This window comes from Neobacillus sp. B24 (assembly GCF_055381825.1).
On the sequence record NZ_AP035777.1, the window covers coordinates 3,634,494 to 3,660,780 of the forward strand.

The 26,287-nt window shown below is 39.3% G+C and carries 24 protein-coding genes; 9 read left to right on the forward strand and 15 right to left on the reverse strand.

Annotated elements, in window-relative coordinates; translation table 11 throughout:
- Positions 1 to 231: 231 nt before the first annotated feature.
- The 3 genes from ACZ43M_RS17825 to ACZ43M_RS17835 all read right to left on the reverse strand — a co-directional run bounded on the left by ACZ43M_RS17825 (position 232) and on the right by ACZ43M_RS17835 (position 3,531).
- A complete protein-coding gene (locus ACZ43M_RS17825; protein WP_464503871.1) occupies positions 232 to 1,218 on the reverse strand; it encodes an acyltransferase family protein in 987 nt (328 codons plus the stop codon).
- A 275-nt stretch (positions 1,219 to 1,493) separates the two neighbouring features.
- On the reverse strand, positions 1,494 to 2,747 hold the full coding sequence (locus tag ACZ43M_RS17830; protein ID WP_464503872.1) for a DHH family phosphoesterase: 1,254 nt from the start codon (positions 2,745 to 2,747) through the stop codon (positions 1,494 to 1,496).
- 100 nt (positions 2,748 to 2,847) lie between these two features.
- Positions 2,848 to 3,531, reverse strand: coding sequence for a M50 family metallopeptidase (locus ACZ43M_RS17835; protein ID WP_464503873.1), 684 nt, complete (start codon positions 3,529 to 3,531; stop codon positions 2,848 to 2,850).
- A gap of 181 nt (positions 3,532 to 3,712) precedes the next feature.
- Here ACZ43M_RS17835 and ACZ43M_RS17840 point away from each other — a divergent pair, with 181 nt between their 5' ends.
- Positions 3,713 to 4,837 carry an ABC transporter ATP-binding protein gene (locus ACZ43M_RS17840; RefSeq protein ID WP_464503874.1) on the forward strand — a complete coding sequence of 375 codons (1,125 nt, stop codon included), beginning with the start codon at positions 3,713 to 3,715 and terminating at the stop codon, positions 4,835 to 4,837.
- Positions 4,837 to 6,393, forward strand: a complete 1,557-nt coding sequence (locus ACZ43M_RS17845; RefSeq protein WP_464503875.1) for an ABC transporter permease/substrate-binding protein — start codon at positions 4,837 to 4,839, stop codon at positions 6,391 to 6,393. The genes ACZ43M_RS17840 and ACZ43M_RS17845 overlap by 1 nt, the downstream gene beginning before the upstream one ends.
- A 116-nt stretch (positions 6,394 to 6,509) precedes the next feature.
- Here ACZ43M_RS17845 and ACZ43M_RS17850 read toward each other — a convergent pair whose 3' ends face one another.
- Positions 6,510 to 7,127 carry a GntR family transcriptional regulator gene (locus tag ACZ43M_RS17850; protein WP_464503876.1) on the reverse strand — a complete coding sequence of 206 codons (618 nt, stop codon included), beginning with the start codon at positions 7,125 to 7,127 and terminating at the stop codon, positions 6,510 to 6,512.
- Between the two features lie 153 nt (positions 7,128 to 7,280).
- Here ACZ43M_RS17850 and ACZ43M_RS17855 point away from each other — a divergent pair, with 153 nt between their 5' ends.
- On the forward strand, positions 7,281 to 7,847 hold the full coding sequence (locus ACZ43M_RS17855; RefSeq protein WP_464503877.1) for a DUF2238 domain-containing protein: 567 nt from the start codon (positions 7,281 to 7,283) through the stop codon (positions 7,845 to 7,847).
- A 10-nt stretch (positions 7,848 to 7,857) separates the two neighbouring features.
- On the forward strand, positions 7,858 to 8,448 hold the full coding sequence (locus ACZ43M_RS17860) for a DUF2238 domain-containing protein (protein WP_464503878.1): 591 nt from the start codon (positions 7,858 to 7,860) through the stop codon (positions 8,446 to 8,448).
- A gap of 30 nt (positions 8,449 to 8,478) precedes the next feature.
- On the opposite strand, the gene ACZ43M_RS17865 is transcribed toward ACZ43M_RS17860, so the two are convergent.
- The 9 genes from ACZ43M_RS17865 to ACZ43M_RS17905 form a co-directional block, all read right to left on the reverse strand.
- The gene (locus ACZ43M_RS17865; RefSeq protein WP_464503879.1) at positions 8,479 to 9,843 is read right to left on the reverse strand and encodes an aspartate kinase; all 1,365 of its coding nucleotides are present in this window, start codon (positions 9,841 to 9,843) and stop codon (positions 8,479 to 8,481) included.
- A 172-nt stretch (positions 9,844 to 10,015) separates the two neighbouring features.
- Positions 10,016 to 10,630, reverse strand: a complete 615-nt coding sequence (locus tag ACZ43M_RS17870) for an NUDIX hydrolase (RefSeq protein ID WP_464508051.1) — start codon at positions 10,628 to 10,630, stop codon at positions 10,016 to 10,018.
- Between the two features lie 110 nt (positions 10,631 to 10,740).
- Entirely contained in the window at positions 10,741 to 11,904 is a 1,164-nt protein-coding gene (locus ACZ43M_RS17875; protein WP_464503880.1) for a homogentisate 1,2-dioxygenase, read from the reverse strand.
- Between the two features lie 53 nt (positions 11,905 to 11,957).
- Positions 11,958 to 12,581: a flavin reductase family protein gene (locus tag ACZ43M_RS17880; protein WP_464503881.1), complete on the reverse strand. Its 624-nt coding sequence runs from the start codon at positions 12,579 to 12,581 to the stop codon at positions 11,958 to 11,960.
- A gap of 75 nt (positions 12,582 to 12,656) precedes the next feature.
- Positions 12,657 to 13,772, reverse strand: a complete 1,116-nt coding sequence (hppD, locus tag ACZ43M_RS17885) for a 4-hydroxyphenylpyruvate dioxygenase (RefSeq protein WP_464503882.1) — start codon at positions 13,770 to 13,772, stop codon at positions 12,657 to 12,659.
- A gap of 220 nt (positions 13,773 to 13,992) precedes the next feature.
- Positions 13,993 to 14,787: an ABC transporter ATP-binding protein gene (locus ACZ43M_RS17890; RefSeq protein WP_464503883.1), complete on the reverse strand. Its 795-nt coding sequence runs from the start codon at positions 14,785 to 14,787 to the stop codon at positions 13,993 to 13,995.
- Complete coding sequence (locus ACZ43M_RS17895) at positions 14,762 to 15,793, reverse strand: ABC transporter permease (RefSeq protein ID WP_464503884.1); 1,032 nt, start codon at positions 15,791 to 15,793, stop codon at positions 14,762 to 14,764. The genes ACZ43M_RS17890 and ACZ43M_RS17895 overlap by 26 nt, the downstream gene beginning before the upstream one ends.
- A gap of 122 nt (positions 15,794 to 15,915) precedes the next feature.
- Positions 15,916 to 16,914: an ABC transporter substrate-binding protein gene (locus ACZ43M_RS17900; protein ID WP_464503885.1), complete on the reverse strand. Its 999-nt coding sequence runs from the start codon at positions 16,912 to 16,914 to the stop codon at positions 15,916 to 15,918.
- A gap of 242 nt (positions 16,915 to 17,156) precedes the next feature.
- Positions 17,157 to 17,285 carry a hypothetical protein gene (locus tag ACZ43M_RS17905; RefSeq protein WP_464503886.1) on the reverse strand — a complete coding sequence of 43 codons (129 nt, stop codon included), beginning with the start codon at positions 17,283 to 17,285 and terminating at the stop codon, positions 17,157 to 17,159.
- A gap of 260 nt (positions 17,286 to 17,545) precedes the next feature.
- Between ACZ43M_RS17905 and ACZ43M_RS17910 the strand changes: the two genes are divergently transcribed.
- A complete protein-coding gene (locus ACZ43M_RS17910; protein ID WP_464503887.1) occupies positions 17,546 to 18,082 on the forward strand; it encodes a cupredoxin domain-containing protein in 537 nt (178 codons plus the stop codon).
- 2 nt (positions 18,083 to 18,084) lie between these two features.
- The gene (locus tag ACZ43M_RS17915) at positions 18,085 to 19,560 is read left to right on the forward strand and encodes a cbb3-type cytochrome c oxidase subunit I (protein ID WP_464503888.1); all 1,476 of its coding nucleotides are present in this window, start codon (positions 18,085 to 18,087) and stop codon (positions 19,558 to 19,560) included.
- A gap of 46 nt (positions 19,561 to 19,606) precedes the next feature.
- Here ACZ43M_RS17915 and ACZ43M_RS17920 read toward each other — a convergent pair whose 3' ends face one another.
- On the reverse strand, positions 19,607 to 23,017 hold the full coding sequence (locus tag ACZ43M_RS17920) for a hypothetical protein (RefSeq protein WP_464503889.1): 3,411 nt from the start codon (positions 23,015 to 23,017) through the stop codon (positions 19,607 to 19,609).
- Between the two features lie 214 nt (positions 23,018 to 23,231).
- On the opposite strand from ACZ43M_RS17920, the gene ACZ43M_RS17925 reads away from it, so the two are divergent.
- Entirely contained in the window at positions 23,232 to 23,324 is a 93-nt protein-coding gene (locus ACZ43M_RS17925) for a YjcZ family sporulation protein (RefSeq protein ID WP_464503890.1), read from the forward strand.
- Positions 23,325 to 23,412: 88 nt separating this feature from the next.
- On the opposite strand, the gene ltaS is transcribed toward ACZ43M_RS17925, so the two are convergent.
- Positions 23,413 to 25,371, reverse strand: coding sequence for a lipoteichoic acid synthase (gene ltaS, locus ACZ43M_RS17930; protein WP_464503891.1), 1,959 nt, complete (start codon positions 25,369 to 25,371; stop codon positions 23,413 to 23,415).
- Between the two features lie 530 nt (positions 25,372 to 25,901).
- On the opposite strand from ltaS, the gene ACZ43M_RS17935 reads away from it, so the two are divergent.
- Both ACZ43M_RS17935 and ACZ43M_RS17940 read left to right on the forward strand, forming a co-directional pair.
- Positions 25,902 to 26,081 (forward strand): small, acid-soluble spore protein, H family, encoded by a 180-nt coding sequence (locus tag ACZ43M_RS17935; protein ID WP_464503892.1) that lies wholly within the window; start codon positions 25,902 to 25,904, stop codon positions 26,079 to 26,081.
- Positions 26,082 to 26,114: 33 nt separating this feature from the next.
- Positions 26,115 to 26,276 carry a hypothetical protein gene (locus ACZ43M_RS17940; RefSeq protein ID WP_464503893.1) on the forward strand — a complete coding sequence of 54 codons (162 nt, stop codon included), beginning with the start codon at positions 26,115 to 26,117 and terminating at the stop codon, positions 26,274 to 26,276.
- Positions 26,277 to 26,287 lie beyond the last annotated feature (11 nt).

A 26,287-nucleotide genomic window follows, 5' to 3' on the forward strand; every position in this document is an offset into this window, starting at 1 on the left:
CTAGGGTCAAACTTCCTGCAAAACTTCATCTGTTCTTTCATAATTAAATTCCTCCTAAATAAAAAAATGAACCTTCCAAATACAAAGAAATACCTTTGGCTGCATTTATAAACAAATGCAGCCAAATAGTATCCTTTGCTCAAAAGGAAACCTGTCCCTAATGATTGGAAGATCTTAGTATGATTTTAACATATATGAACAAAAAAGTCCTTTTGTTGGAGAATCTTTTCATTACAACCGAGGCTCAACTAACGGCCTAGTGAATTTTTTAACCAGGTAACTGCCTAATATGATACAGACGATAAATGAAAAACCCAGCAGAATCAGATAGATCCCTGTTACAGATGCTATACTCTCCTTTGGAATGACCGATTGGACGGGTTTTATAATAAACCCGTGGAACAAATAAATATAAAGAGTTCTCTCCCCAATTTCGGTAAAGCTGAACTGGATGGACGGTATTAGGGTTAAAAAGCCAAAAATAACCATAGCGGTTACAATATATTGTAATGCACGATAGATACCGGCAGAGATTTGCTCATTTCCCAACCCAGCGTACGAGTTATCCCCCAATAGCCACGGGACGGCATTTTCAGAAAGACCCATACCAAAGCATAATACAGCGGCAACGAGAATGGTTATTCCCGCAGGCCGAGAGTATTTTCCTCCTAAGAGCAGCTTTAATTGCGAACCATTTATCAAATACCCTGCAAAAAAGTATGGAAAAAATACAAACGTTCTCGACAAACTTAAAAAACTACCAAGATTATCAACATAACCCGCAATTACGCCTATCATTATGGCAAGGGGTAAGCCCAGCCATTTCAGCTTGGCAAATGGGATGAGCATCATATTCCAGAAAAACATGCTTATCAAAAACCAAAGCGACCAATGCGGATGGAGAAAATCCACATGAAACGATGATTCCTTGCCGGTTGCAAAATAAAATACAGAATATATGAATTGGAAAATCATATAAGGAAGAATTAGCTTTTTTATTAATTTCCCGTAATATCCTTTCTTCTGAAATCCCTTAGAAAAATAACCTGAGATAAAAATAAACGCCGGCATATGGAACAGATAGATAATACTGTAAATGTTATATAGGAGGCCATCATGTTCCTTCAACGGACTGATGACATGACCGAAGACAACAAGGAAGATCAAAACAAATTTGGCATTATCAAAATATTTGCTTCGGTTTGACCCTGCAGCCATAAAATATCACCTCTAGAAGTTTTATCAAAAGGTATATACATATGGAAGTGAATGCAATTTTTACAAAGATGTAAGTGCGATTAGATAGGAATGCAAAATAATTTATTTAGAATACCTTTTTTATCATTGTACCCTATTTTTATTACAAGAATATGTAAGGGTGGTTACTTTTCTTTTCACTGAAATTACAATACTAAAATAATGATAAATTCGTACCACGAAGATTTTCCTATTATTTCCTAAAAAAATAACAGATCGGGCGGAAGCCCAATCTGTTATTTACCATCGATAATATCCGTAAAGCGGCTGCTGATTACTTCTGCAAAATTCTCCTTTAGTTCCTCTTCTGAAATCTTAAGTAATCGTGCTGCCTCTTTCAGATATTCGCGGTCATACCGAAGCCAAGAGGAATAAATTCTTTTAACAAACGTTTCGGCTTCCATAAATGTTGAAAAAGAGGGCGGCAATTTCTCCCCATTGTGAAATACAAAAAATTCACCAACGCCAGAAGGGAAAATGTATGTAATTTCTCCTTTATGATTTTCATAGCTTGAACCAACATCGGACTCCTTTAAATTAAATTCATTTCGATCTGCATCCGGCTTGAGCGGCAGGATATCAAAGACGTTTACTACAAATGTTTCAAATGCCTCTTTAGTCAAGTCTGCCCCGGATGCCTTCGGATGTCCTCCTCCTCCAAACCTTTTCGCGAATTCTGCTACATTTACATGGTCATGTATTGTCCGAAACCCCATCTTCTTTGTGCCAAGGTTAATTAAAGCAATCATATCGAGATGTGGATTCTCTGTATTTAAAGCATTGCCGAGTTCTGACATATTCTGCTCCGCAGGAACAATCCCAATACAGTAATCATCGAAAAATGTCTGAACCATTTGTCTGCCTTTGGAATGAATATAGCGATTTATTTTTTGCTCCTCAATATCAAGAATCATATTTTCGGACTCAGTGAATGAAAATGCATCGGTATGCTCAGTTAACCTTTTAATCATTTCCTCTTCAAATTGTTCCCGGTTTCGTATATGAAATAAATCATTCAATCGTTTGGCGGCGATATTATTATTTTCATTCCATTCCCACGTATCATATTGGCGGATTAAATCAACAAATTCCGCAAGCGCCTCGCTTGTATTCAGTTTGCCTTCTTCAACCAAAAAGTCATAATATAACGAGGTGGCACAGGTTTTCTTTCCGTTATCATACTCGATCTTTACTCTGCCCCACTGATAATTGTTGAAATGCAGTGCGGTGACGTGATGGTCAATTACCTGGATATGCTTGCCGTGTTTATACCTATCTGCTAATTTTTGTTCAATTTCTGAATTCACAGCAAGATCGGTTATAAATATTTCTTCATCATTATGGTATGGATTTTTTATAAATGCCTCTACGCGCTGATTTAAATTGCGATAAGAGCAATAGGAAACCTTTGCCTTATCCCCATATGCCAATTTTGCTAAAACTCCGCACCCAAGGCCATCCAAATCAACATCAGTAAAAAGTTGAACCATTATTGCACCTGCCCTCTACTCTTTTTCCATAAGGTATAGTTTACAGTTTAAACCATTACATATTCAAAAAAAACTAACTCAGACATGAGTTAGTTTACTGCTAAATCCCCAGTTTATAATACCCTCGCTTTAATCCATAGTAACAAAACCAAAGTGCTTGAACGAGGAAGAGCCCTCCCCAAATCGGTGTGGGAATAACTAAGGTTAATTTCGCAAGATTTGCAGCATCCCCTGCAAATTGCGGGTGCGCCACACTTAAATAAAAGATTTCGAATGCGCTTTGAACAGAATCCACCAATAATATAGAAGCAATCAGCAGTAAAAGGTGGTCGCGGAAGCCTTGTGTCCCTTTAATTAACAGAAACAGAAAACCCACTGCGAATGAACAAAGCCAAAAAACCCCATAAGGATTACGAACCCAAAAGATTAAATTAACAAAAATAAACCCTAACAGAATATCTATTAGCAAACTCTGCTTCTTTTTCCCAATCAGCAAGAACGATATAAAGGCTGCAAATGACGCAAACGTATAGCCGGCAAGACTTGTAAAAAAACGCCGGATCGTGGTTTCCTGACTGCTGTAAGTTGCTCCTTCTGCATTCGTAAATAGAGTAATCTTTTTCACATTGCCTCCTAACAAAGCAATAAAAGCATGGCCGGATTCATGAAGCAACGTATTAATAACCCGAATATAATTTCCAAGAAACGGGACATGTATAAGGAGAAATGCGGTTAAGAGGAATAAGAAAAACTTAATGCTCAATTTTTCTCGAATAATACTCAAACTTCTCCCTCCTCCTTTTTCAATTTTCTTAATTATCTCAATATTACCATTCCCGATTTATTTGGTGAAATAATTTGATTTCGAAGATTAAATAAAAATAACATTTTTGCAAGTCATTCGACAAACCAACAACTTATGTGTTACCATAAAGTTGTTACATTTTCACAAGGGGGGAACAATATTGATAGAATTTAAGAATATTGTGAAGAAATATCGTACTAAAACAATCATTAATCCTTTTTCATTGAACATTGAAGCTGGTCAGCTGGTTGTTTTTATCGGACCAAGTGGCTGCGGGAAAACAACACTCCTTAAAATGATTAATAAACTAGTGCAACCTACTTCGGGTCAGATTTTTGTAAATGGTACTGATATTTCAACGATGAATCCAATTGAACTTCGTAGGAACATAGGTTATGTCATCCAAAATACCGGTCTGTTCCCACATATGACAATCAAAGAAAATTTGGAGTTAATCCCAAGATTAAAAGGGGAAAATCCAGAGGCGATTGAGAAAAAGACTGGAGAATTACTTGAATTAGTTGGCTTAGATCCCAAGGAATTCATTCATCGCTATCCAAAAGAACTTAGCGGCGGCCAGCAGCAAAGAATTGGCGTAGCAAGAGCCTTCTCAACAAACTCCGATATCATCTTAATGGATGAGCCATTTAGTGCTCTCGATCCCGTGACACGCGCATCACTTCAGGATGAACTATTCCAAATGCAAAAGGAATTAAATAAAACCATTATCTTTGTTACCCATGACATGGACGAAGCTATTAAAATAGCAGATAAAATTTGTATCTTAAAAGATGGCGATATTCTTCAATACGACACCCCGGAAAATATCCTGAAAAACCCGGCAAATGATTTTGTCTCCGATTTTATTGGAAAAAGACGGGTATGGAATAATCCGGAATTACTGATGGCTGAGGATATTATGATTTCCAATCCGGTGAAAATTGCCGCAAAACGGAACGTTCTTCAAGCCATTGAAATTATGAAGGATCATAAAGTTGATAGTTTACTAGTGACAGACAAGAGGAATGTCCTGCTTGGTTTGGTGACCCTGAAAGGTATTCAATTGCTAAACCGGAATTCATTGATTGAAGAGGTAATGGAACGCAATGTCCTATCAGTGTCAGAGGATGCAAACTTAATCTCGGTACTGGCTACAATGAACGAACATCGAATTGGCTATGTTCCAGTAACCAATACCTTAGGACAATTAACCGGCCTTATCACGAGAAGCAGCATACTGTCTGCGTTAAGCAGTCAACTAATAGATATGGAGGTGGCCTTTTAATGGGTGAATTATGGAGATATATAAGTACCAACTATAATCAGATTTTAGAATTAGTATGGCAGCACGTTTATTTGAGTGTATTTGCGGTTCTGATAGCAACTGTTATTGGGATTCCACTTGGTATATTGATTTCAAGAGAACCGAAAATGTCTAAGCCTGTAATCGGCACAACCAATGTGATCCAAGCGATCCCGAGTTTAGCGTTACTTGGATTTCTGATTCCCTTTATCGGAATTGGCAGTACCCCGGCAATTATTATGGTCGTGCTTTATTCCTTGCTGCCGATTGTAAAGAATACTTATACCGGGCTCACCAATATTGATAGAGACATTCTGGAAGCCGCCAAAGGCATCGGTCTGACAAAGAGTCAAACAATGCGAAAGGTTCAGCTGCCGCTGGCTTTCCCGATGATTATGGCGGGTATCAGAATTTCGGCTGTTACAGCCGTGGGTTTAATGACCATTGCCGCGTTCGTTGGCGCTGGCGGACTGGGCTACCTTGTGTTTTCTGGGGTTCAAACCGTTGATAATGCGATGATTTTGGCTGGTGCCATCCCTGCTTGTATCTTGGCATTGTTAATTGATTTTATCGTCGGCAAACTTGAAAGCTCACTTTCCTATACAAACAAGCAGCATTCATCATCAAAAACAGGGAAAACAACGAAAAGAATAATTATCTCTTTTGCAAGTATTATTCTTGTTTTTGCAGGGGCATTTTCGATTTATTCAAAGGCGCAAGCAGATGATAAAATTGTGATTGGGTCCAAAAATTTCAGTGAGCAATTGATTTTGGGAAATATGCTGGCTGAGTTAATTGAAAATAAAACGGATCTAAACGTTGAAAGAAAGTTGAATCTCGGTGGATCACAAGTGGCATTCAGCGCAATTAAGAGCGGTGATATCGATATGTATGTAGAGTATACGGGCACCGGCTTGGTTAATATCTTGAATCAACCACCAGAGAATAATCCGGAACAGGTTTATGATTATGTAAAAAAAGAATTCAGCAAAAAATACAATATAGATTTATTAAAACCACTTGGCTTTAATAACACTTATGCGCTGGCTGTCCGTCAGGATACTGCCGATACGTATGGACTGGAGACAATCTCTGATTTAGCCAAAGTCAGCAATCAATTAATCATGGGACCAACGATTGAATTTCCAAACCGTGAGGACGGCCTAATTGGTCTATCCCAAACCTATAATATGGAATTTAAGGCTGTTAAAGCGGTCGATGGCGGATTGCGTTATACAGCACTGGATAATCATAAGAGCGATGTTATTGACGCGTTTTCAACGGATGGATTAATTGAAGAGTTTAAATTGAAGGTGTTAAAAGATGACCAAAACTTCTTCCCTCCTTACTATGCTGTACCAATCATTAAGGAAGAAACCCTGCAGGAGCATCCGGAACTAAGGAAAGTTCTTAACAGCCTTGCAGGAAAAATTACTGAAGAAAAAATGCGTGAATTGAACTATAAGGTTGACAGCCTCAAACAATCACCTGCCAAAGTGGCGAAGGAATTTTTACAAGAAGAAGGTCTTATCGATTAAAAAACGAAACGAAGCCAGCTCCCAGTACGGGGCTGGCTTCGTATTGTTCAGCTAATAGTAATTCAACTACGTCTCTGTCTTCATCCTATCGGACTCGCCAATCGACAAGTTTTCATTTATTCTTCTAAAAAGTGAAGCACTCTGTCATATGTTTTCTCATCACCTATGACTAAAAGGACATCCTCTTCCAAAATCAAAGCATAGGGTCCTGGAGATATGACCAGTTCACCTTTCCTCTTTATTCCAATCACAGTTCCTCCAGTGTTTTGCCAAAACTTTAGTTCTGAAATGGTTTTGCCAATATGAGTGCAGCCAGGAAAAATGGTTGCCTCAATCGGTGCCAATGGATTTGTGTGGCGAAGTTTTCCTGAGTAATCAAGGATTTTCCTTAGTGTATCATGTAACTGTACATCTAGTTTGTTTCTTTCAGCCACCAGGGCATCTATTTGTTTTTCAAGGTCTTTAACACTCGCCAGATTGGAAAACCTCGAAATATATTTAAACGCTTTTTCACGTGAGGAAATAACAATTCCGCTGCCCTTTGTTGAATGAACAATTTCAACATCTTCTAGAAGTTTAATTGCCCGCCTAACCGTTTCCGGTGACACCTTATATTCACTAGCCAGTGTCGATCGGCCATGGATTTTCTCCCCGACTTTGAATTCTTCATCATATATCCGATTGGCCAAATCAATTGCTATACGTTCATACGTTGGGATTTGTGCCCTTTGCATATAAATCACCGCCACTAACTATGTAGATAAGTATTTAATACAATTACAACTATACCGTTTCAAGCTAAGATTTGCGAGTGTTAACTAGAACACATTTAGATTTGTATATAATTGGACATAATTGTAAAAGGATTTTTATAATGAGGTGTATCCATGAAACGAAAAGTAATTATTATATTATGCTTACTATTTAGTATTTTTATGGCGGGATTATTCGTTTACTACCTCATAAAAGATGACTCCTCCAGGTGGCAGGTAGCCCTTGGCGGCATTTTTTCCTCGGTATTACCGCTAAGTTTATTAAAGGTAAAAAATAACCCCTTTAATATTCCGATGATTGTAGGATATTTCCTATTTTTATTTTGTTCTTTGTTTTTAGGGTCGATTTCAAGCTTCTATCTCCACTATAAATGGTGGGACTCAACGATTCATTTTTATAAGGGATTGTATATCGGTATTATTGGGATTGCACTATACAAAAAGCTCGTTCCAGAAATGGTACGAAAAGACGTTTCTGACTGGATTCTATTTCTGTTTGTTCTTTCTCTCGCTGTTTTGGCAAGCGCACTTTGGGAAATTTACGAATTTATTGGCGACCAGACCTTCACTCATACCATGCAGCGTGGCGGGAACAAGGATACAATGTATGATCTGTTGTGCGGGGTTGCTGGCGGTTTAATCATTGCTGTTTATGCAAGAATGCGAAAACAATCAATTTAGGGGGATTGAAATGAACCGAAAACTGGTTATTATACTAAGTGCGCTATATGTGTTATTTATGGTGATATTGGCATTTTATTATCGTAATATGGGTGAATCCTTTAAATCAACGGTAGCCATTGGCGGTATCGTTTGTGGAGCGGTCCCCCTTCTGCTTGCATTATTTACTAAACTGCAATTTAATTTGCCTCTGGTCCTTTCCTATTTGATTTTTTTGGTAGGTTCACAATATTTTGGCTCGATTCGCGGCTGGTATGGCCTCGGATGGTGGGATACATTCTTACATCTTGTCAGTGGTGCGATTCTTGCTTTTGCCGGCATCGCCTTATACGAAAGGCTCATTCACAGAAATGCGGGTAATGAAATATCCCCGTGGTTTGTGTTTTGGTTTACCCTGTCATTCGCGGCGCTTGGTGGTGTTCTTTGGGAAATCTATGAGTTTAGCGGCGATCAATTTTTCAACATGACACTGCAAGGGGGCGGCAATAAGGATACAATGACCGATTTGATTGCCGATACCGTTGGAGGTTTGATTATTGCTGTTTGGAGTGGAATAAGAACCAGCTATAAATTAAAGAAAAATAAACTTATACATAAGTAAAAGCAGTTCCATTGGAACTGCCTTTTTCTTTTATAATACAGTTACTGCTGCAAAAAATTCCTCATATAACGCCTGAACCGCTCTTTTTTCATCAACCTCTTTAACCCCAAACATCATACTGACCTCGGAAGAGCCCTGATTAATCATTTCAATATTGACATCAGCCTTGGCTAACGCTTTGGAGGCTCGTGCCATTGTCCCGATATTATGGCGCATTCCCTCACCGACCACCATGATAAGAGCGAGATGATGTTCAAACTTGACTTCATCGGCATGCAATTCTTCCTTAATCCGCCGGGTGATATCCAGTTTCATTCCTTCAGCAAATTGATTTTCCTTTAAAATTACGGAAACATCATCGATTCCGGAAGGCGTATGTTCGTAGGATAGCCCAAAATCTTCGAGAATTCCCAATAGCTTGCGTCCGAAGCCAATCTCGCGATTCATTAAGTATTTACTTACATAGATACTGCAAAAGCCCTTGTCGCTGGCAATTCCGATGACAGGACCATTGTTGTTATCACGCTCGGCGACAATTCTTGTTCCCGGTGCACTCGGATTATTCGTATTCTTCACATTGACGGGTATCCCCGCCCGAAATGCCGGGACTAGTGCCTCATCATGTAATACACTGAAGCCCGCGTAAGATAGCTCCCGCATTTCGCGATAGGTTAATTCCTTGATTTCCTTCGGCCTCCTTACAATAAATGGGTTTACAGAATAAACTGCATCCACATCAGTAAAATTCTCATATAAATCGGCCTTTACTGCGTTGGCAAGGATGGAACCTGTAATATCGGAGCCACTTCGAGAGAACGTAAAAACCTCGCCCTGTTTGCTATAGCCGAAAAATCCAGGAAAAATGACAATACCCGGATGGTCTCGGAGTGCGTACAACCTTTTATATGCTTCCGGCAAAGCCTGTGCATTTCCCGGTTCGGAGCTTACCAACATTCCTGCTTCCTTTGGGTTAATATAATAGGCTTCTACACCCTGCTGTTGGAAATAGGCAGCCACCAATTTTGCATTATTATCCTCTCCGCTTGCTTTAAGGCAGTCCATAAATCGGTCTGGGAGACTGGTATCCCGATTTAGTCTTTGGGACAAATCTTCGTATATTTCATTAATCAGCTCTGTTGGCAGTGACAATTCATCTGCAATTTGCTGATAACGTTCCATCACGGCATCAAACTGCTGTTTCGGGTCTTCGTTTCGTAATTTTTTTTCAGCACATTGTATTAACAAATCAGTAATTTTTGTATCATCCTCATACCTCTTACCCGGGGCAGAAACAACGACAACTTTCCGCTCAGGGTCTGCCATAACAACCTGGAATACCTTGCGAAGTTGTTCTCCTGATGCTAAAGAGGAGCCTCCAAACTTTACCACCTTCATTTTTACCTCTCCCTATTGTCTACAAATATAAACTTAATTTTATTACAATTTTGAAATTAATCAAGAGTTTTTTCCTCTATTAGAGGACAATTGTTCACCACCGGAGGACACATATATATTTTTAATAAAAAAATAGCAGACTTCTTAAGAAGTCCACTATTAAAATAAACAGCTATTGGACGATTTCAATAAAATGAGCCAAAATTCTTGCCGTCAGTCCCCATATTGCTTTATCCTCATACACGTAAAAGTATTCCTCTATACCCCGGGTCCGCCAGTTATAATTTTCTCCACCTACAATTAAGTCAAAGGGAAAATTCTTCTCCGGTTCTACCTTAAATTCGACATGATAAATTTCCGGTTCATGCCTAATAAAAAAATCCAGCGGGACAGTGAAGGTCTCTCCAACTTCAGTAGGATTTGGACTGATTTTATCAGGATCACGAATAAAACCCGCGAAAGGATACACCACCATTCCAAAAGGAGAGACCATAAAATCCAGCGGAAAAACGTTTGAAATATGATCCTTGCTAATTCGGAGTTCTTCCGAAGTCTCTCGAATGGCGGCAGCTTCTGCATCATAATCCTCGCTGTCAATTCGCCCGCCTGGAAAACAAATTTCGCCCGGCTGCCTTCTCAACTGAAGTGAACGGACTTCAAATAACACATGGATCCCATCCTCCTTCTGTATGAGTGGGACCATAACAGCATATTTTGAAAACTTCTTGCTTCCCAATATAGAAGGAATGTGATTTTTTAATTTGGACAAAATCGCTTCCAGTTCCATCATATCACCTCACTAGCTAAAAACGAGATTATAAATAGGATATCACTTTTACAAAAAGATTCCCAAAAATAAAAACAATCCAACCTGTAAAGTTGGATTGACTGCTTCATTTATCCTTCTTTTTCTATCCATGAGTACATGTAGTTTGTGTCTTCAAGTTTATTACTCTGCTTCACTACCTTAAGCGGATGGAAGGTATCAATCATGACCGCCAGTTCCAGTGTTTCCTTCTTGCCGATACTTCCCTCGATTTTGCCTGGGTGAGGTCCATGGGGTATTCCGCTTGGATGAAGGGTAATTGACCCCTCTTGGATTCCCTTGCGGCTCATAAAGTTCCCTTTTACATAATAGAGCAACTCGTCACTGTTAACATTACTGTGGTAATATGGAGCTGGAATCGACTCCGGATGATAATCATAAAGCCTTGGCACGAAGGAACAGACAACAAAATTGTTTCCTTCAAAGGTTTGGTGTACAGGCGGCGGTTGATGTATTCTGCCCGTAATTGGCTCAAAATCCTCAATGTTAAATGCCCATGGGTATAAATAGCCGTCCCAGCCCACAACATCAAACGGATGGTGGCCGAGGACATGAGTATGAATACTGCCTCTGGACTTTGTTAACACCTCATATTCCCCTTTGTCCTCAGATGTTATCAGTGTTTCCGGACCGCGAATGTCGCGCTCACAGAACGGACTGTGCTCAAGGAGCTGGCCATATTCGTTTCGGTATCTTCTTGGCGTCGTAATTTGACTAAATGCTTCGACAAATAGCAATTTGGTTCTCTCCCCCGGGTTAGGAACTACACGATAAATCGTTCCTATCGGAATGATCAGGTAATCTCCGGGCCGATACGTAATACTGCCAAACATTGTTTCTAATTTTCCGGTGCCATAATGAATAAATAGCAGTTCATCGCCGTCCCCGTTCCGGTAAAAGGAATTCATTCTTTCAGTGACAATGGCTGTACCAATCAATAAATCCTGATTTCCCAGAATATATTCTCGGGCTGTAAAGGCGTCTCCCTCACGCAAAACTCTGTTTGTAAAAAAGTGGCGGTGCCTCAAAGACTGCGACTCCTCATATTCTGGCAAATAACTACCGGAATAAATTGCTTTGACAACCTCTGTAGGCATATGGTGATGATATAGGATTGATTGGGTACCGGAAAACCCCCGCGTCCCCATTACTTGCTCTCGATAAAGGCTGCCGTCCTCCTTTTTAAACATCGTATGCCGCTTATGTGGAATCCTTCCTAGTTGACGGTAATACATAGTCTCACCTGCTTTCGTATTCAAATCCAATTGAACGATATACGCCCTCTAGCCTATTGGCCCGGTTTCTGTTTTCTAATCATCTCGAAGGTTTTGCCCAATGGGTCAGTAAAACTATTCCCCGCCATTCTGCCAATCGGTCTTAATTTCGTCGTTTCAATTCTTCCACGGTCAAATACCTTGTCATCAACGTGCACATGAACAACTTTCCCAATCACCAAACTGCCGGCTCCGGGCTTGTCACCAAATTCAAGAACCTGATATAGTTCACATTCCAAATGAACAAGCGATTCCTTGATTCTCGGTATTTTCACCTTGCTTCCCGGAATTTTTGTCAAACCAACCTGTTCCATTTCATCTATTTCGGGGGCAAATTCAATTGCGCTATCATTCATTCTCGCCGCAATATCCCCATTAACGATATTGACAATAAATTGGCCGGTACTCTCGATATTGTTTAACGTATCTTTTTTAGCCCCGTCACTCCCCCGTCTCATTGGTGAAAAACAAATTAGCAATGGATCTGCACAAATCGCGGTAAAGAAACTAAACGGAGCGGCATTTGCAATTCCCTTGCTATCTACAGATGTTACAAACGCAATCGGCCTCGGCAGAATGGATCCCACCAATAATCTGTATGAATCACGCCAATCAAGCTCTTCAGGTGATATCTCCATAAGCTCACCTCTCTTTTTTCTATAAGTCTATTTGAAAAAAGGGAGAATAATTTCCCCCTTTTTTTCTGTTATCTATTAAAGGTTGCCCCGCTTCTCCTGTTCACGCTCAATGGATTCGAACAAAGCCTTGAAGTTCCCTTCACCGAAGCCGCGCGCACCTTTGCGCTGAATAATCTCAATAAATAACGTAGGACGGTCCACAATCGGTTTAGTGAAGATTTGCAATAAATATCCTTCATCATCCCGGTCTACTAAGATACTTAATTCCCGTAACTTTTCAATTTCTTCATCAATTTTTCCAATCCTTTGTGCCAAGGACTCATAGTAGGTGTCAGGAGTAGATAGGAATTCAACCCCATTTTTCTTTAAGGTTGCTACTGTAGAAACGATATCCTCTGTTAATATCGCTAAATGCTGCACTCCCGGTCCATTATAGAATTCAAGATATTCCTGGATTTGCGATTTACGCTTTCCTTCTGCCGGCTCGTTGATTGGGAACTTGATTCGCCCGCCATTATGCATTACCTTTGACATCAAAGCAGAATACTCTGTCGTAATATCCTTGTCAGTAAAATGCTTCATTTCCCTGAAGCCCATGACTTTTGAATAATATTCAACCCATTCCTCCATACTTTCTACGTTGCCGACTACATGGTCAAAGCCGATTAAGCCGGCATCCTCTTCCTTCAGTCCGGCGATATATGGCTTAAAGCCCGGTAAAAAAGCGCCCTGATAATTCTTTCGTTCAATTAACGTATGGATGGTATCACCATATGTGCCAAGAACTGCTTTTTTAACGGTACCCTTTTCATCGTTCATGGTAAACGGTGCAACATGGGCGATTGCTCCACGATTAACGGCTTCCTCAAATGCTTTGTCAACATCGTCGACCAAGAGGGCAACGTCTTTAACACCATCACCATGTTTTTTTACAAATTGCGCTACGATGCTGTTTTCTGTATAGGACCCAGTCAGGACGAGGCGGATATTTCTTTGCTTTAAACAATAGGAAACGGTTTCACGATTGCCCGTTTCAAGACCAGAATATGCGACCGGCTTAAACCCGAAGGCCGTACAGAAATAGTGACAGGCCTGCTTGGCATTACCGGTGTAAATTTCTATATAATCAACGTCACGGACCGGGAAAAAGTCATCGGCAAGCTGCTCTGCTAAAATTCTTTTTTCTTTCATTCAATAACCCCCTGTTAATTATCATTTTCTGAATCTATTCTAATGAATTCACTCCGTTTGTCTCAAGAGCAGGGGGTAAAGCAATACCGCTTTTGGGTATTAAACTCATATTTTATTAAAATAAAAAGGAACATACCACAAATCGGTATGTTTCCACTAAACCGGAGTTGGAAACGTATTCCACAAAAATGATCCGGCATTTTTTATCAAAAAATTTTTATTATGAGAGAACAGCGCGGTCACTTGCCATTTGAACACCGCGGATTCTTTTAAATTCCTCTAGTAATCCTTCAATCGTAAGCCCTTGCTTTTGCTCCTCGTTAACTTCAAGAATAATCTGGCCTTTATCCATCATTATTAAGCGATTCCCCAAATCAATCGCCTGCTGCATGTTATGGGTGACCATCAAAGTCGTCAGCTTGTATTTCTCAACGATTTCCCTCGTCAGATTGGTAATCAGTTCCGCTCTTGAAGGGTCGAGGGCAGCCGTATGTTCATCCAAAAGCAAAATCGATGGCTCAGTAAACGTTGCCATTAGCAGAGAAAGGGCCTGACGTTCCCCACCTGATAACAGGCCAACCTTTGCATTAAGCCGGTTTTCCAGACCTAAATGCAACGACTCTAGTACCTCGCGGAAATAATCGCGCCGTTTTTTCGTTACCCCTTTTTTTATAGTTCTTGTTTTATTTCGGGAAAAAGCCATCGCCAAATTTTCTTCAATGGTCATGCTTGGAGCCGTTCCTGCCATAGGATCTTGAAAGACACGGCCAATCATTTTGGACCTGTTATACTCGGACATATTCGTAACTTTTTTACCGTCAATAGAAACTTCACCGATATCCGGGAACAATCCGCCGGATATAATATTCATTAAGGTGGATTTCCCAGCTCCATTACTGCCGATAACCGTTACGAAATCCCCTGCTTTAAGAGTCAGGTTAACATGATCAATGGCAATCTTTTCATCTGGCGACCCTTCATTAAAAATCTTATGAATCTGATTTAACTGCAGCATGATTTTCACCCTTTCGGTCCACAGATGCCTGCAGGAAATTAAGCCGTTCTGCTTTTCTGCGAGCTTTCCGCTTTTTGTCTTTCGATCGTTCAATCATCTTCGGTGCTGTTAACGCAAGGATTACGATAATTGCTGTAATCAACTTCATATCACCGGGCTCAAGGAAATCGAATCTTAAGGCCATTGACACGACAATCCGATAAATGATCGAGCCACCGACGACAGCAAGCGTGGTTCTGGCTATTGTTTTTGTCCCAAATAATGCTTCACCGATGATGACAGAGGCCAAACCGATGATGATCATCCCGATTCCCATTCCGACATCAGCAAAACCACCTTGCTGCGCAATTAATGCACCGGAAAACGCCACTAAGGCATTGGAGAGTCCAAGTCCAATAACGGTTAACAGGTTTGTATTAGCGGAAAAACTACGAATCATCCGCTTATTATCTCCTGTCGCTCTAATCGCAAGCCCGATTTCTGTCTGCAAAAACCAATCGGTCAAAAACTTAATCACAAATGTCACGATGACCATGAAAATTAGAATACCCCATGTCTCTGGGAGGCTGTCTCCTAAACCGACCATGACAAGTATATTGTTGAAAAAGGAGTCAATACCGCTGCTTCGGAACAAACTTCCAATTTTTGTAAACGAGGTTTCGGAATTTAGTAATGGAATATTTGAGCGTCCCATGATTCTAAGATTGATAGAATACAAGGCAATCATCATTAGTATACCGGAAAGCAGGTTATTAATTTTCCCAAACGTATGAAGGATTCCAGTCATACATCCAGCAATAAATCCTGCTAAAAGGGCCATCACTGTTGCCAAGAATGGATTGGCTCCGTTCGTTATCATAATAGCAGCAATTGCCCCGCCAGTAACAAAGCTGCCATCTACCGTTAAATCTGGGAAATCAAGAATACGAAAGGATAGATAGACGCCCAGTGCCATAATCGCATAGATGATACCCGCCTCGAATGATCCAAATATGGCTGTAAACATAGTGTTCATCCTTTCTTAATAAAACTTAAGTTTTTTGATTCAAATAAGTAAGTTGTTATATATAGTATGTATTGATACAGGAGCCAATCCCATAAAGGAATGACCCCTGCTATTTTTATATCTTATTTTCCGTCGTAGAATTCGCCAAGCTTGCTCCAGTCTTCCTTTACCTTCAACCCTTGTGCTTCGGCAGCGGCTTTATTAATCACGAGCTTTAAACTGCTTGGTAATTCAACGTTAATTTCAGATGCTTTCTTTTTGCCTGTTAAAATGTCGACAGCCATTAATCCGGATTGATAGCCAAGGTCATAATAGCTGAATCCACTCGCTGCGACGGCTCCCTTTTTCATTGAATCAAGTTCACCAACGAATAACGGGATTTTTTTGCTGTTGGCTACGGCGATAACGGAATCGAGCGCAGTAACAACTGTATTATCTGTTGGAACGTAGATTGCATCAACACGGCCGACAAGCGACTCAGCAGCCTGTTTTACTTCAGATGTATTGGCCACTGATACTTCAACAAGCTTGGCGCCTTTCTCTTCTGCCAGTTTCTTCACTTCTTTTACCTGGACTTCGGAGTTTTGCTCTCCAGAGTTATAGATAACACCAATATTCTTTGCTTTTATCTCATCGGTAATGAAGTGAATCGTTTTCTTTGTTGCTTCAGGATGGTTATCTGTAGTCCCGGTAATATTTTTACCTGGTTTATCAAATGCCTCTACCAGACCTGCTCCAACAGGATCTGTTACCGAAGTAAAGATAATCGGAATATCCTTTGTTGCATTTAATGCCGCAGTTGCACTTGGAGTCGCATTGGCAAAAATCAAGTCAACTTTATCCCCGACAAAATTCTTGGCAATGGTTTGCGTATTATTCATATCGGCCTGGGCGTTTTGATCATCAAACTTAACTTTGACACCTTTATCCTCCAGCGCCTTTTTAAATCCCTCTGTTGCAGCGTCCAGTGATGGGTGCGGGGCAAATTGGCTGATTCCTACCGTGAATTCCTCATCCGCTCCACCTTTTTCTGCACCGCCTGATGACTCCTTGCTGCCACAACCGGCAAGCAGAAGCATTCCAGCTAGGGCAATGGAAAGGCCCTTTACTTTTCTCCTCATGATAAAATTCCCCCTCAAATAGTTTCAAGTGTTTATTTTCTAAAAATTTAATATATTAAAAATTATTCTAGTATCTTTTTAGTGCAAAAGCAATAGATATGACAAAAATATTTTTTCGCTTTAAAGCAGCATACATATTAGGGCCTCTTTCGCATATGAAAAGAGTACAAAAAAATGCCTTCTTTATCAGAAGACATTAAAAAAATTTATATAGTTAAATTGGAGGAAACAAAGTTATGGTTTTACCAATCCTTTGTACTATCAAGCAATTTATCAATCTCAACTTGGTATATTTTATTATTGCTCTTCTCAGCTGTTAGATCTGCAGTAGCATCTAGTAATTTATCAATGTCAATCATAATCATAGCCATAAATATCTAACCTCCCGAGTTTTTAGTTTTCATTTACTAAACTATTCGAACCATTATCATCGTTCTGGGGGGTATTTTATCATTTTTTAAGATTAATTATTAATAATATGTAAGGGTTTTTAAATTTTTTTATTGTATGTTTTGAAACTATGATTTTGTTCACTCTTTTGACATAAGAACCCGATTACAATGGAAAAGGAAACAGACAAGGGATTGGGGGATTTCTTGTTTGGTTATTCATTTTACGGGAGGGATTCATCATGTACCAATCCATTGCATGGTACACAACACTGTTTATCGTATTCCTGCTCGCACTTGCTTTTTCTTTTGTGTATGGGGAATCGAGAAAATTGCGGGAGTATGGACCAATTCAAGAAGAGGGCTACAAGATTCGCAAATTTTACTTTCTGGGGCTGCTAACCGCCATGGTCTTTATTTCAGCTATTTCCTTAAGTAAACTACCTTATCACGCTCAACATGTCCAAGCAAAGGAAGCAGGAGAAATTGTTAATGTTACCGGGTTTCAATTTGGTTGGGAGTTTAGTGATGAAAATTTTGTGGTTGGGGAACCAGTTCAGTTTCGCGTCACAAGCAGGGATGTCACACACGGCTTTGGCCTGTATGACCCAAACATGAAACTGATTGCTCAAACACAAGCAATGCCTGAATACATAAATGTTGTTTCAATTACATTTAAACAGCCGGGTACTTATAAAATCCTTTGCTTGGAATATTGCAGCACTGGTCATCATGTAATGATGAAGGATATCGTTGTCAAACCGAAGGGAGGTAAATAATTATGGAAAATACCGCGCGAAATTCAATTAAAAAAGGCGTTTCTTTTTCCTTGGTTGTCACCTCTATTACTCTCGTCCTTATGATGATCTTCGGGGTCATAATGTTATTAAATCAAGGTAATATTGTAAAAATTCCTTCGCAATTGTTTTATCAGATTATGACCATTCATGGAACCGGAATGATTGGTATTGCTGCACTGGGTGGTTGTGCTATCATGTGGTACTTCTTGTCCAAATATATAGAGTTAAATCCAAAGGTCTTTTTTACCAATTTAACTCTATCGATCATTGGGGTGGTAATGGTTTTAACTGCCATTTTTGCGTTTAAATTCTCTGATGGCTGGACATTCCTATATCCATTGCCAACGGCTTCGGCAAGGCTTTACGGTACGACAGGAGCCCTATTATTTTTATTTGGTTTATTAATTTTGGGTGTTGGCTATCTGGTCATGTATTTTTATTTAGCCTCAAGACTTATTAAGGTATATGGCGGTCTGGGGAAATCACTTGGCTGGGATTATATTTTTAGAGGAAAACAAGGTTACGGTCCTCCGCCTGCTGCGGTTGCAACAACAATGGTGATCATCGCCAATTCTGTTGCGATTCTCGCTGGAGCAACTGCACTGCTGGAATCAATTATAAACATATTAAATCCAAGTATTACATTTGATCCCATGGTTGCCAAGCATTTAACTTACGCATTTGGCCATATTTTCGCCAATTGTACCATTTATATGGCTGTAATTGCTGTTTATGAAATTCTTTCCGAGTATACAGGACGTCCATGGAAATCAAATAAGGCGTTTTTAATTGCCTGGAACTTCTCTACCCTGTTTACGCTCATGATTTATACGCACCATTTATTAATGGATTTTGCTGTACCCAGATGGATGTTAATAATCGGCCAGATCTTCTCATATGCTAACGGACTTCCAGTTATGGTTGTTACCGCATATGGCGCATTAATGATTGTCTTCCGTTCTGCGGTCAAATGGGACTTCGCTTCCAGCATGATGTTTTTAGCAATGTTTGGCTGGGTTGCGGGTGCCATACCAGCAATTATTGATGCCACTATCGTCGTCAACCATGTTATGCACAATACGAAATGGGTACCGGGGCACTTCCATACTTACATGGGAATGGGTGTAGTCGCGATGATTTTTGGATTCATGTATTATTTCAACAAAACCGAAGGTACCCAAAAGCAATCGGGAATGGATAAGGCCGCCATTTTCATCTATTTCTTCTTCTTTACTGGCTTGGCAGGTTCGTTCCTATACGCAGGTAAGATAAGCGCACCGCGCAGATGGGCTGAACACCTGCCTCAATGGGTTGCTTCAGATCAGGTTGGCGCGATTTGTGGAATTTTTATCGTTGGCGCGGCAATCATTTTCACAGCCAGATTCTGCATTGGCTTAAGAAATGCGGGAAAGCAGACAAAGGATAGTTTGAATCCACTGCCTAGAAAAACAGCCTAAAGTATGCAAAAAATCCAGCTGCCCAATAGCTGGATTTTTTTAACCTCTAATCCCATTGCTTAACCCTATCAACTATTTTCTCTTTCAATAGTGTAATAAACGTGGTTTCCCCTTTTAAGATTTTTTGTTTATGCCATTCATTGATACTGGCAACCGTAATTAGAATAAACCCGGCAATTAACAAATAGACCCACCATGGCATGTTACCCCAATAAGGTCTTGTTTGCAGGAATACGTTAAGCATTAAAACGCCAGCACCAGTAAAAAAGTAGGATTTAACTTGCAGGAACATTCCGGCAATCATCGACAGCAGGGACAGGGAGCCAACAATAATCGCGTCGTAGATTGTATTGCTGGCTAACCCATCTTGAATTAATAACAGCGAAACAATAATTAATACTGCCCATTGAATGGGTTTGGTGATTTGGGAATATCGTCCTTTTAACATTCTCCTGATAAAGATGATTAGGATGATGAATGGCAGTACTTGTACTTCCCGTTCCCAAAGCGGATGGATATTAAGTCCATTTATAACGGCATAGTAAGGCTGCAGTAAATACACACCGCCAAGGACAATAGTAAACACTGCCAAATTTTCTGGAACTCTTTTCTTTTGCATAAAAAGGCTGCCTGCTATTAAAATACCCGGGAGCGCCTGTGTCCATAACGCCTGATTACCAAAGAGGTACATAAGTATAAAAAACAGGAAAGAAATCGCAGTATAACAGTCAAAATTTATCTCTGAAAACTTTGAACCTGTTTGTATCAAATATTTATAAAGAATTTGACCAATGACAGCCAATAATACACCTATCCCGCCTGGAAGCAGTATTTTAACAATTGATGCCAAGTCATTTAAAAATAAAAATTGGGCTGTTGCCACAAATAGTAAAAAGAGCGGCAAAATCCCCAGTATACCCCAGTTACTTTTATGCAGGTAAACGACCGTCACTAGCGTAATTGCAATCATGACTAGATATGGAAGTAAATCAAACGGGTACGAAAACAGCATACACGCAATTCCTAGAATTGAAAATGGTACAATAAAATACGCTGCTCTCTTTTTAAACTCATTAGGAACTAGGATGGTAAATAACATAATTAGCGCAGTTGTTATTGGGAACTCATATAGTCCACCCTGTGTGTCATAGAATTGATCTAGGCCGGTGGAAATAACAAAAAATAATGATGTAAAACTCCCGTAAAGGAATGCCTTGATTCTCCACTCACTACTTGTTATTTTTGTACTTATGGCATAAGCAACTACTGCAATGATGAAGCAATAAAGTGCTTCTGTATGATAGAAAAACAATGTAAATAAAAGGGCTAACGGATAGACACTATGCCCTGTCCAAGCAAACGCAAATGATAAACGTGAATCCACTTTTCGGAAAAGGTAAGCAATCGCTAACAATAATACTGCACAGGTTGAGGCAATCATAGATTCTATTGTTTCAGTAAATTGCCATTTAAGAGTGATTGCCCCAATGCTGGAAAAATAAAACAAAATTGATCCGCCACTAACGAAAAACGGTACCCAATTCGTTCCAATTCTTTTATATAAATAATAATAGACTCCGATACCGATTAGAAATAGCAATGGTTGAACCCATTGTTGGTTAATCGGACCGATAATCCCATGAACGATGGCTATGGAATAAATCATCACTGAAACATATATAGAAGTTTGACTCAGGACTTTATTGCGAAACTTACCCCAAATGAAACTGGATAGTAGAACAAGCAATGCTCCTGCTGCAAAGTTTACTCCATTCCCATATTCAACATAAAACATTCTGTTTGATGTAAGGTATTCTTCCCCAAAAGCTATTAGTGAGAATCCAAGTGAACTTGGCAACACCCAATGCCCTGCCTCTTTGAAAAATACCCTTTTTTCCCTCTTTATCCACACATAGGAAATACTAACAAAAAGCAGCAGCATGACACCAAGCTCCCACCATTGGTAAAAAACCAGGGCGGATAGAAGAGCAAGAATCATCGAAGCAAGCCCAATATCCTTTGAACTTATTCCAATAATGGCGAGGAATTTAACCTGCAGACCTATCCCCAGCACAAGGAACAAGGTAAATCCAGTCAGAAACAAAGTCAGTGTAAAATCAATGCTTTCGATCGGTTCAAGCAATAATGCAAAGGCTTCAAAAATGCCAGATGCTGCAAAGACAGCGCTCAAATATGGAAATAGCTTTACCGGACTGTTATGTGACAAATAGACAAAGTTTGTCGCAATGATGAAATAGGCAAGCATCAGCACGATAGAAGGATTATCGGCCCGAAGTAGGATTCCTTCAAATGTTATGTAAATAAAAGCGAAGCCTGAAATAATCGCACTTGTAAATTGAAATACCTTGTTAAGTGAAAATTGATTATTTAGCAATTTTGGTACAAAGACAAGCCCGAATCCAACCATGGCATAAACTATTTCACCAAAATAGTCCAAGAAGCTGTTTTCCATTAACTGATAAGTGGCATAAACAATCATAGCGGTAAACACGAAATGATATTCTTTCTTTCCGCTCACGTACATCATTGAAAGATAAATAACAGCTGTTAGAATAAGGTTAAATCCATAGACGACTTCGTTTTCATAGAAGAATAGCATGAATAAAGTCACTAATACCAAATTAACTTGAACAAAAGGAATAAATTCCTTGGTAAAGAATCGATAGGCATCTTTACCTTTAAAGTAATGAAAACAATAAATCAAGATGGCAGTAGACCCCATCATACCTAGATAGAAATAATCCGTTTTTAATCTAAAACTTGCCAGCATAAAGGCAATCCCTGCTGAAAGTGATATATAGGAAAACCAAACAAATAGTCGAGCTGACAGCTTTTTGGCAAACACCGTATAGACCCCAATCGGGAGAATACTACCCAGCATTCCCAGTACATATCGTCCTTCTCCAAATATGGATAAATACGGGCCTAATAGCCCGAACCAGCCAAGTGATAAAATAAAAATTGGCAAAAACAAACTTCCTAAGACAATAAAAGCAAAGGCGGTTTTGTCAATTTTTAACACTCGCTTTGCCAGGTAGGCAATTCCGTAAAATATTAGTGATACCACTGCAATCGAGCCGCTTTTCATCAGACTAGTCATTGATTCCCACGTGCTAGTAGCGACAAACAGACCGCCAATTAATAAAAAGATGACTCCAATATTTAATGACCAACTAATATTTCGTTCACGAATTTCCTCGGGACTCAGTGTTTTCTTCACTTTTGGAGGTTTAACCGCCTTCGTCACTTTTGCCTCCTGAACCTTTATGACAAGTGGTTCTGTCGCTTCTTCCATAGCTAACAAATCAGAGTGGTATTGTTTATGGGCTCTTGCAACGGTTTCAACGACCGTATCTGATAAATACCCTTCTTCTCTAAGTGTAAATAACTCATTTCGGAAAATCCTTCTCTTCTCTTCCCTACTGTTAGGCTCCAAAAAAATCGCCCCTTTTAAAATAGTTTCTCTTCCAAAAGTTTCATTCTTCCCTATAGTGAAATTTTACACTTTTTTGAGGATTTTTCAATATTTTACTAAAAAATACTTATTTTTGAACGGTTATCCCCTTTTTAGCTAAAAGCAGATATTCGTCCATACGCGAGGACATGTCTTTACATAAATTATAGTAGCAATAATAGGAGGTGGATAATTAATGAGTGGTGGATACAACAACAACTTTGCTTTGATTGTCGTGCTGTTTATTTTGTTAATCATTGTTGGAGCTTCTTTCATGGGCTTCTACTAATCACCAATAACGGCGCCGATATTGGCGTTTTTTCGCGTGGAACGAGAAAAAAGCTGTGCGGAATGCACAGCTTTTTTTGATATCATATTTAATTACTTGCAGATGTTTTGGCTGCCTTGTTGGCTTTTGGCCCAAGGTATTCGTAGTCGTTTGGATTAATTGCTTTATATCCGTCTGGTTCATAGAACCTCAATAGATCTTTATATACCACTTCATCCGACATTTGTAGTTCAACATTCACTTTTTCATCAATGTTTTGGCATATATCAGAACCCTCAAGTAGTTCACCGGTTTCCGTTCCATAGCATTTTCCTTTTACTTGGAGTGCTTCCGGTGACACAAAATCACCATTTCTGAATAATGTCCAATTACGGTGATTTTGGGATAACAAATCAGAGCCAAACTCCAGATAATCCTTTGTATCAATACCCAGTAAGTGCAGAACGGTTGGACGAACATCGACTTCTCCGCCGTATTGCTCTTGAATCCCGCCATCAACACCAGGGACGTGTATAAATAAAGGTACACGTTGCAGTTTAGCATTGATTGCAGGAGTAATTTCCTCTACGCCTAGAACCTTTGCCATTGCATCATTGTGATTTTCGGAAATTCCGTAATGGTCACCGTACATCACAACCATCGTATTGTCATACATACCAGCAGCCTTTAAATCGTTAAAGAACTGCTCTAGTGCCTGGTCCATGTAATGAGAGGATTGGAAATACTGATTGACGACAGTATCACCAAAGTCTCCTGCCGGAAAATCTGTATCTTCCGGATCCATTTCAAATGGGAAGTGATTCGATAACGTAATGAATTTTGTATAGAACGGCTGTTTTAAACTCTTTAACATCGGTATTGATTCTGTAAAAAATGGTTTATCTTTTAACCCATAGTTTTTCGTATTTTCATCGGTCATGTTATAATATTCGGCATCAAAAAATTGGTCGTATCCAAATGCTTTATAAATTACATTTCGGTTCCAGAATGTTTTATAATTTCCATGAAGGACTGCGGAAGTATATCCTTGGCCTTTTAAAATGGCTGGCATCGCTTGGTAGGTATTCTGAGCTTTATTAACAAAAACAGCACCTTGTGCCATCGGATATAATGAGTTCTCCATTAAAAATTCAGCATCAGAGGTTTTCCCCTGACCTGTTTGATGGTAAAAGTTCTTAAAATAAAATGTATTTTTATCACGGGTTAATGAATTTAGAAATGGTGTAACTTCTTGACCATCCGGCATTTTGTAATCGATCATAAAGGACTGGAAGGACTCCATTGAAATGTATATAACATTCATTCCTTTTGCCTTTCCGAAATACTCAGGATTTGGTTCCGCATAGTTAGCTTTTCGATAGTTTTCTACGTCGGTAACATCACTTGAATCTGCCAGCGCTCTCTGACTGGAAGACCTAATATTTTGGATTGCGTCATAGATGGTAAAGTTATACGCACCAAGATACTTCACTAAATAATTTCGGTCAAAGGAGCGGCTTAACAGCTGCGGACGATCCTTTTCGGCCAAACCTAAATTGAACAAAAACGTCGTAATCGCAAATAGCATAACAATTTTAAATGAATTTTTACTGGTCACTGTTACATTTCTGAAAACAGTTAAAGCCAATGCAATCAGAATAAAGAAATCCGTAAAGTAAAAGATATCAAATGGTGACATTAACGACAAAGCGCTGTCCCCAAGCTGGCCGGCATTTGTCTTAGTTTGCATTAAAACAGGCACAGTAATAAAATCATTAAAAAAGCGATAATAAGCAATATTTGCATATAGCAGGAACGACAATAAAAAGTTACTGATAATCAATACGAGCTTTACCCGTTTTTTAAACAACAACGCAATTCCAAAAAAGAAAAGCGCTGAACTTAAAGGGTTAATTAGCAATAAAAATTTCTGTAAAGTATTATCAATTCCTAAGTTAAATTCAATTTGGTATGCCGCATAGGTCTTCAACCAAAATAACACAACGGCAATAGCAAAAAATGTAATATGACTTTTATTGATTTTTTTGAAAAGTCGTAATTTATTCATTCGATATTTCTCCTCTCACTTACCAAACCAACTCGGTAAACGAACCCCAATTACTATACCATATTTTCTTTAAAAAGAAAAACCATAATGGCGCCCTTTTTCCGCTGATATTAACGCCATTTTTCCTTAGTAAATGACAATTTTTTTGTTACCTTCACCAAATCATCATTTTTATTTTTATGCCTGTACAAGGTAGGACATGACTATTCATTTCTCAATTATATAAGACGAATACACTCTTGATTAGTTTCATCTTTTTCGATATAAATATTTTTATTATTTTCTGCCTGTTTTAGCAAAATACTGGTCCAGGATTAATGAGGCTATTTCTAGATATCATATACATGAAATTCAATACCCGCAATCCGAAATAAGACTCATTTTAACCATGCAATCGGTAAACAATATAAGCGGAATGTAATTCAGAAGGTATAGTTATAATAGAAGAAGGCGATTACATTTCAAGTTGAATGTATGAAAATATTGGCCCAAACAAAGAATAAAATGATGATTTTTCGAGGAGTGAGTATATGAATGCAAATCGGGTAAAACAAATTTTGTCCAGTTCAGCTGATATTGATGTTAAGTATAATGGTTCGTCTGTTTGGATTGACATGTTAAATGAGGATGGACGGACCGCAACCGTACATTTAAGAGGCCCGCTTGAAGAGCGGACAATTGTGGAAATCAGTGAGCTTAGTGAAGATTAAACATAGAAGGTTTAAAGGAAGGCGGGAAGAAAAATGCCCAGAGGCAAGGAGTTAGAGCAGCTGCCAATGGCGAATATCGCCCCTGGTGCAGGTAAAGACGCCAGTAGTTATGATCGGGAGGTACTCGGAACCATTATCTCAAAAGAGCAGCCTCAGCCGAGCGAAATTGAAAAGGAAAATGAAGATATGGTATAAGGGGCAGGAAG

Excerpts from the sequence above, each read along its gene's own strand:
- ACZ43M_RS17825 (WP_464503871.1), bottom strand. The coding sequence starts at position 1,218 with ATGGCTGCAGGGTCAAACCGAAGCAAATATTTTGATAATGCCAAATTT.
- ACZ43M_RS17830 (WP_464503872.1), bottom strand. The coding sequence starts at position 2,747 with ATGGTTCAACTTTTTACTGATGTTGATTTGGATGGCCTTGGGTGCGGA.
- ACZ43M_RS17845 (WP_464503875.1), top strand. The coding sequence starts at position 4,837 with ATGGGTGAATTATGGAGATATATAAGTACCAACTATAATCAGATTTTA.
- ACZ43M_RS17850 (WP_464503876.1), bottom strand. The coding sequence starts at position 7,127 with ATGCAAAGGGCACAAATCCCAACGTATGAACGTATAGCAATTGATTTG.
- ACZ43M_RS17855 (WP_464503877.1), top strand. The coding sequence starts at position 7,281 with ATGAAACGAAAAGTAATTATTATATTATGCTTACTATTTAGTATTTTT.
- ACZ43M_RS17860 (WP_464503878.1), top strand. The coding sequence starts at position 7,858 with ATGAACCGAAAACTGGTTATTATACTAAGTGCGCTATATGTGTTATTT.
- ACZ43M_RS17865 (WP_464503879.1), bottom strand. The coding sequence starts at position 9,843 with ATGAAGGTGGTAAAGTTTGGAGGCTCCTCTTTAGCATCAGGAGAACAA.
- ACZ43M_RS17870 (WP_464508051.1), bottom strand. The coding sequence starts at position 10,630 with ATGGAACTGGAAGCGATTTTGTCCAAATTAAAAAATCACATTCCTTCT.
- ACZ43M_RS17875 (WP_464503880.1), bottom strand. The coding sequence starts at position 11,904 with ATGTATTACCGTCAACTAGGAAGGATTCCACATAAGCGGCATACGATG.
- ACZ43M_RS17880 (WP_464503881.1), bottom strand. The coding sequence starts at position 12,581 with ATGGAGATATCACCTGAAGAGCTTGATTGGCGTGATTCATACAGATTA.
- hppD (WP_464503882.1), bottom strand. The coding sequence starts at position 13,772 with ATGAAAGAAAAAAGAATTTTAGCAGAGCAGCTTGCCGATGACTTTTTC.
- ACZ43M_RS17890 (WP_464503883.1), bottom strand. The coding sequence starts at position 14,787 with ATGCTGCAGTTAAATCAGATTCATAAGATTTTTAATGAAGGGTCGCCA.
- ACZ43M_RS17895 (WP_464503884.1), bottom strand. The coding sequence starts at position 15,793 with ATGTTTACAGCCATATTTGGATCATTCGAGGCGGGTATCATCTATGCG.
- ACZ43M_RS17900 (WP_464503885.1), bottom strand. The coding sequence starts at position 16,914 with ATGAGGAGAAAAGTAAAGGGCCTTTCCATTGCCCTAGCTGGAATGCTT.
- ACZ43M_RS17905 (WP_464503886.1), bottom strand. The coding sequence starts at position 17,285 with ATGGCTATGATTATGATTGACATTGATAAATTACTAGATGCTACTGCA.
- ACZ43M_RS17910 (WP_464503887.1), top strand. The coding sequence starts at position 17,546 with ATGTACCAATCCATTGCATGGTACACAACACTGTTTATCGTATTCCTG.
- ACZ43M_RS17915 (WP_464503888.1), top strand. The coding sequence starts at position 18,085 with ATGGAAAATACCGCGCGAAATTCAATTAAAAAAGGCGTTTCTTTTTCC.
- ACZ43M_RS17925 (WP_464503890.1), top strand. The coding sequence starts at position 23,232 with ATGAGTGGTGGATACAACAACAACTTTGCTTTGATTGTCGTGCTGTTT.
- ltaS (WP_464503891.1), bottom strand. The coding sequence starts at position 25,371 with ATGAATAAATTACGACTTTTCAAAAAAATCAATAAAAGTCATATTACA.
- ACZ43M_RS17935 (WP_464503892.1), top strand. The coding sequence starts at position 25,902 with ATGAATGCAAATCGGGTAAAACAAATTTTGTCCAGTTCAGCTGATATT.
- ACZ43M_RS17940 (WP_464503893.1), top strand. The coding sequence starts at position 26,115 with ATGCCCAGAGGCAAGGAGTTAGAGCAGCTGCCAATGGCGAATATCGCC.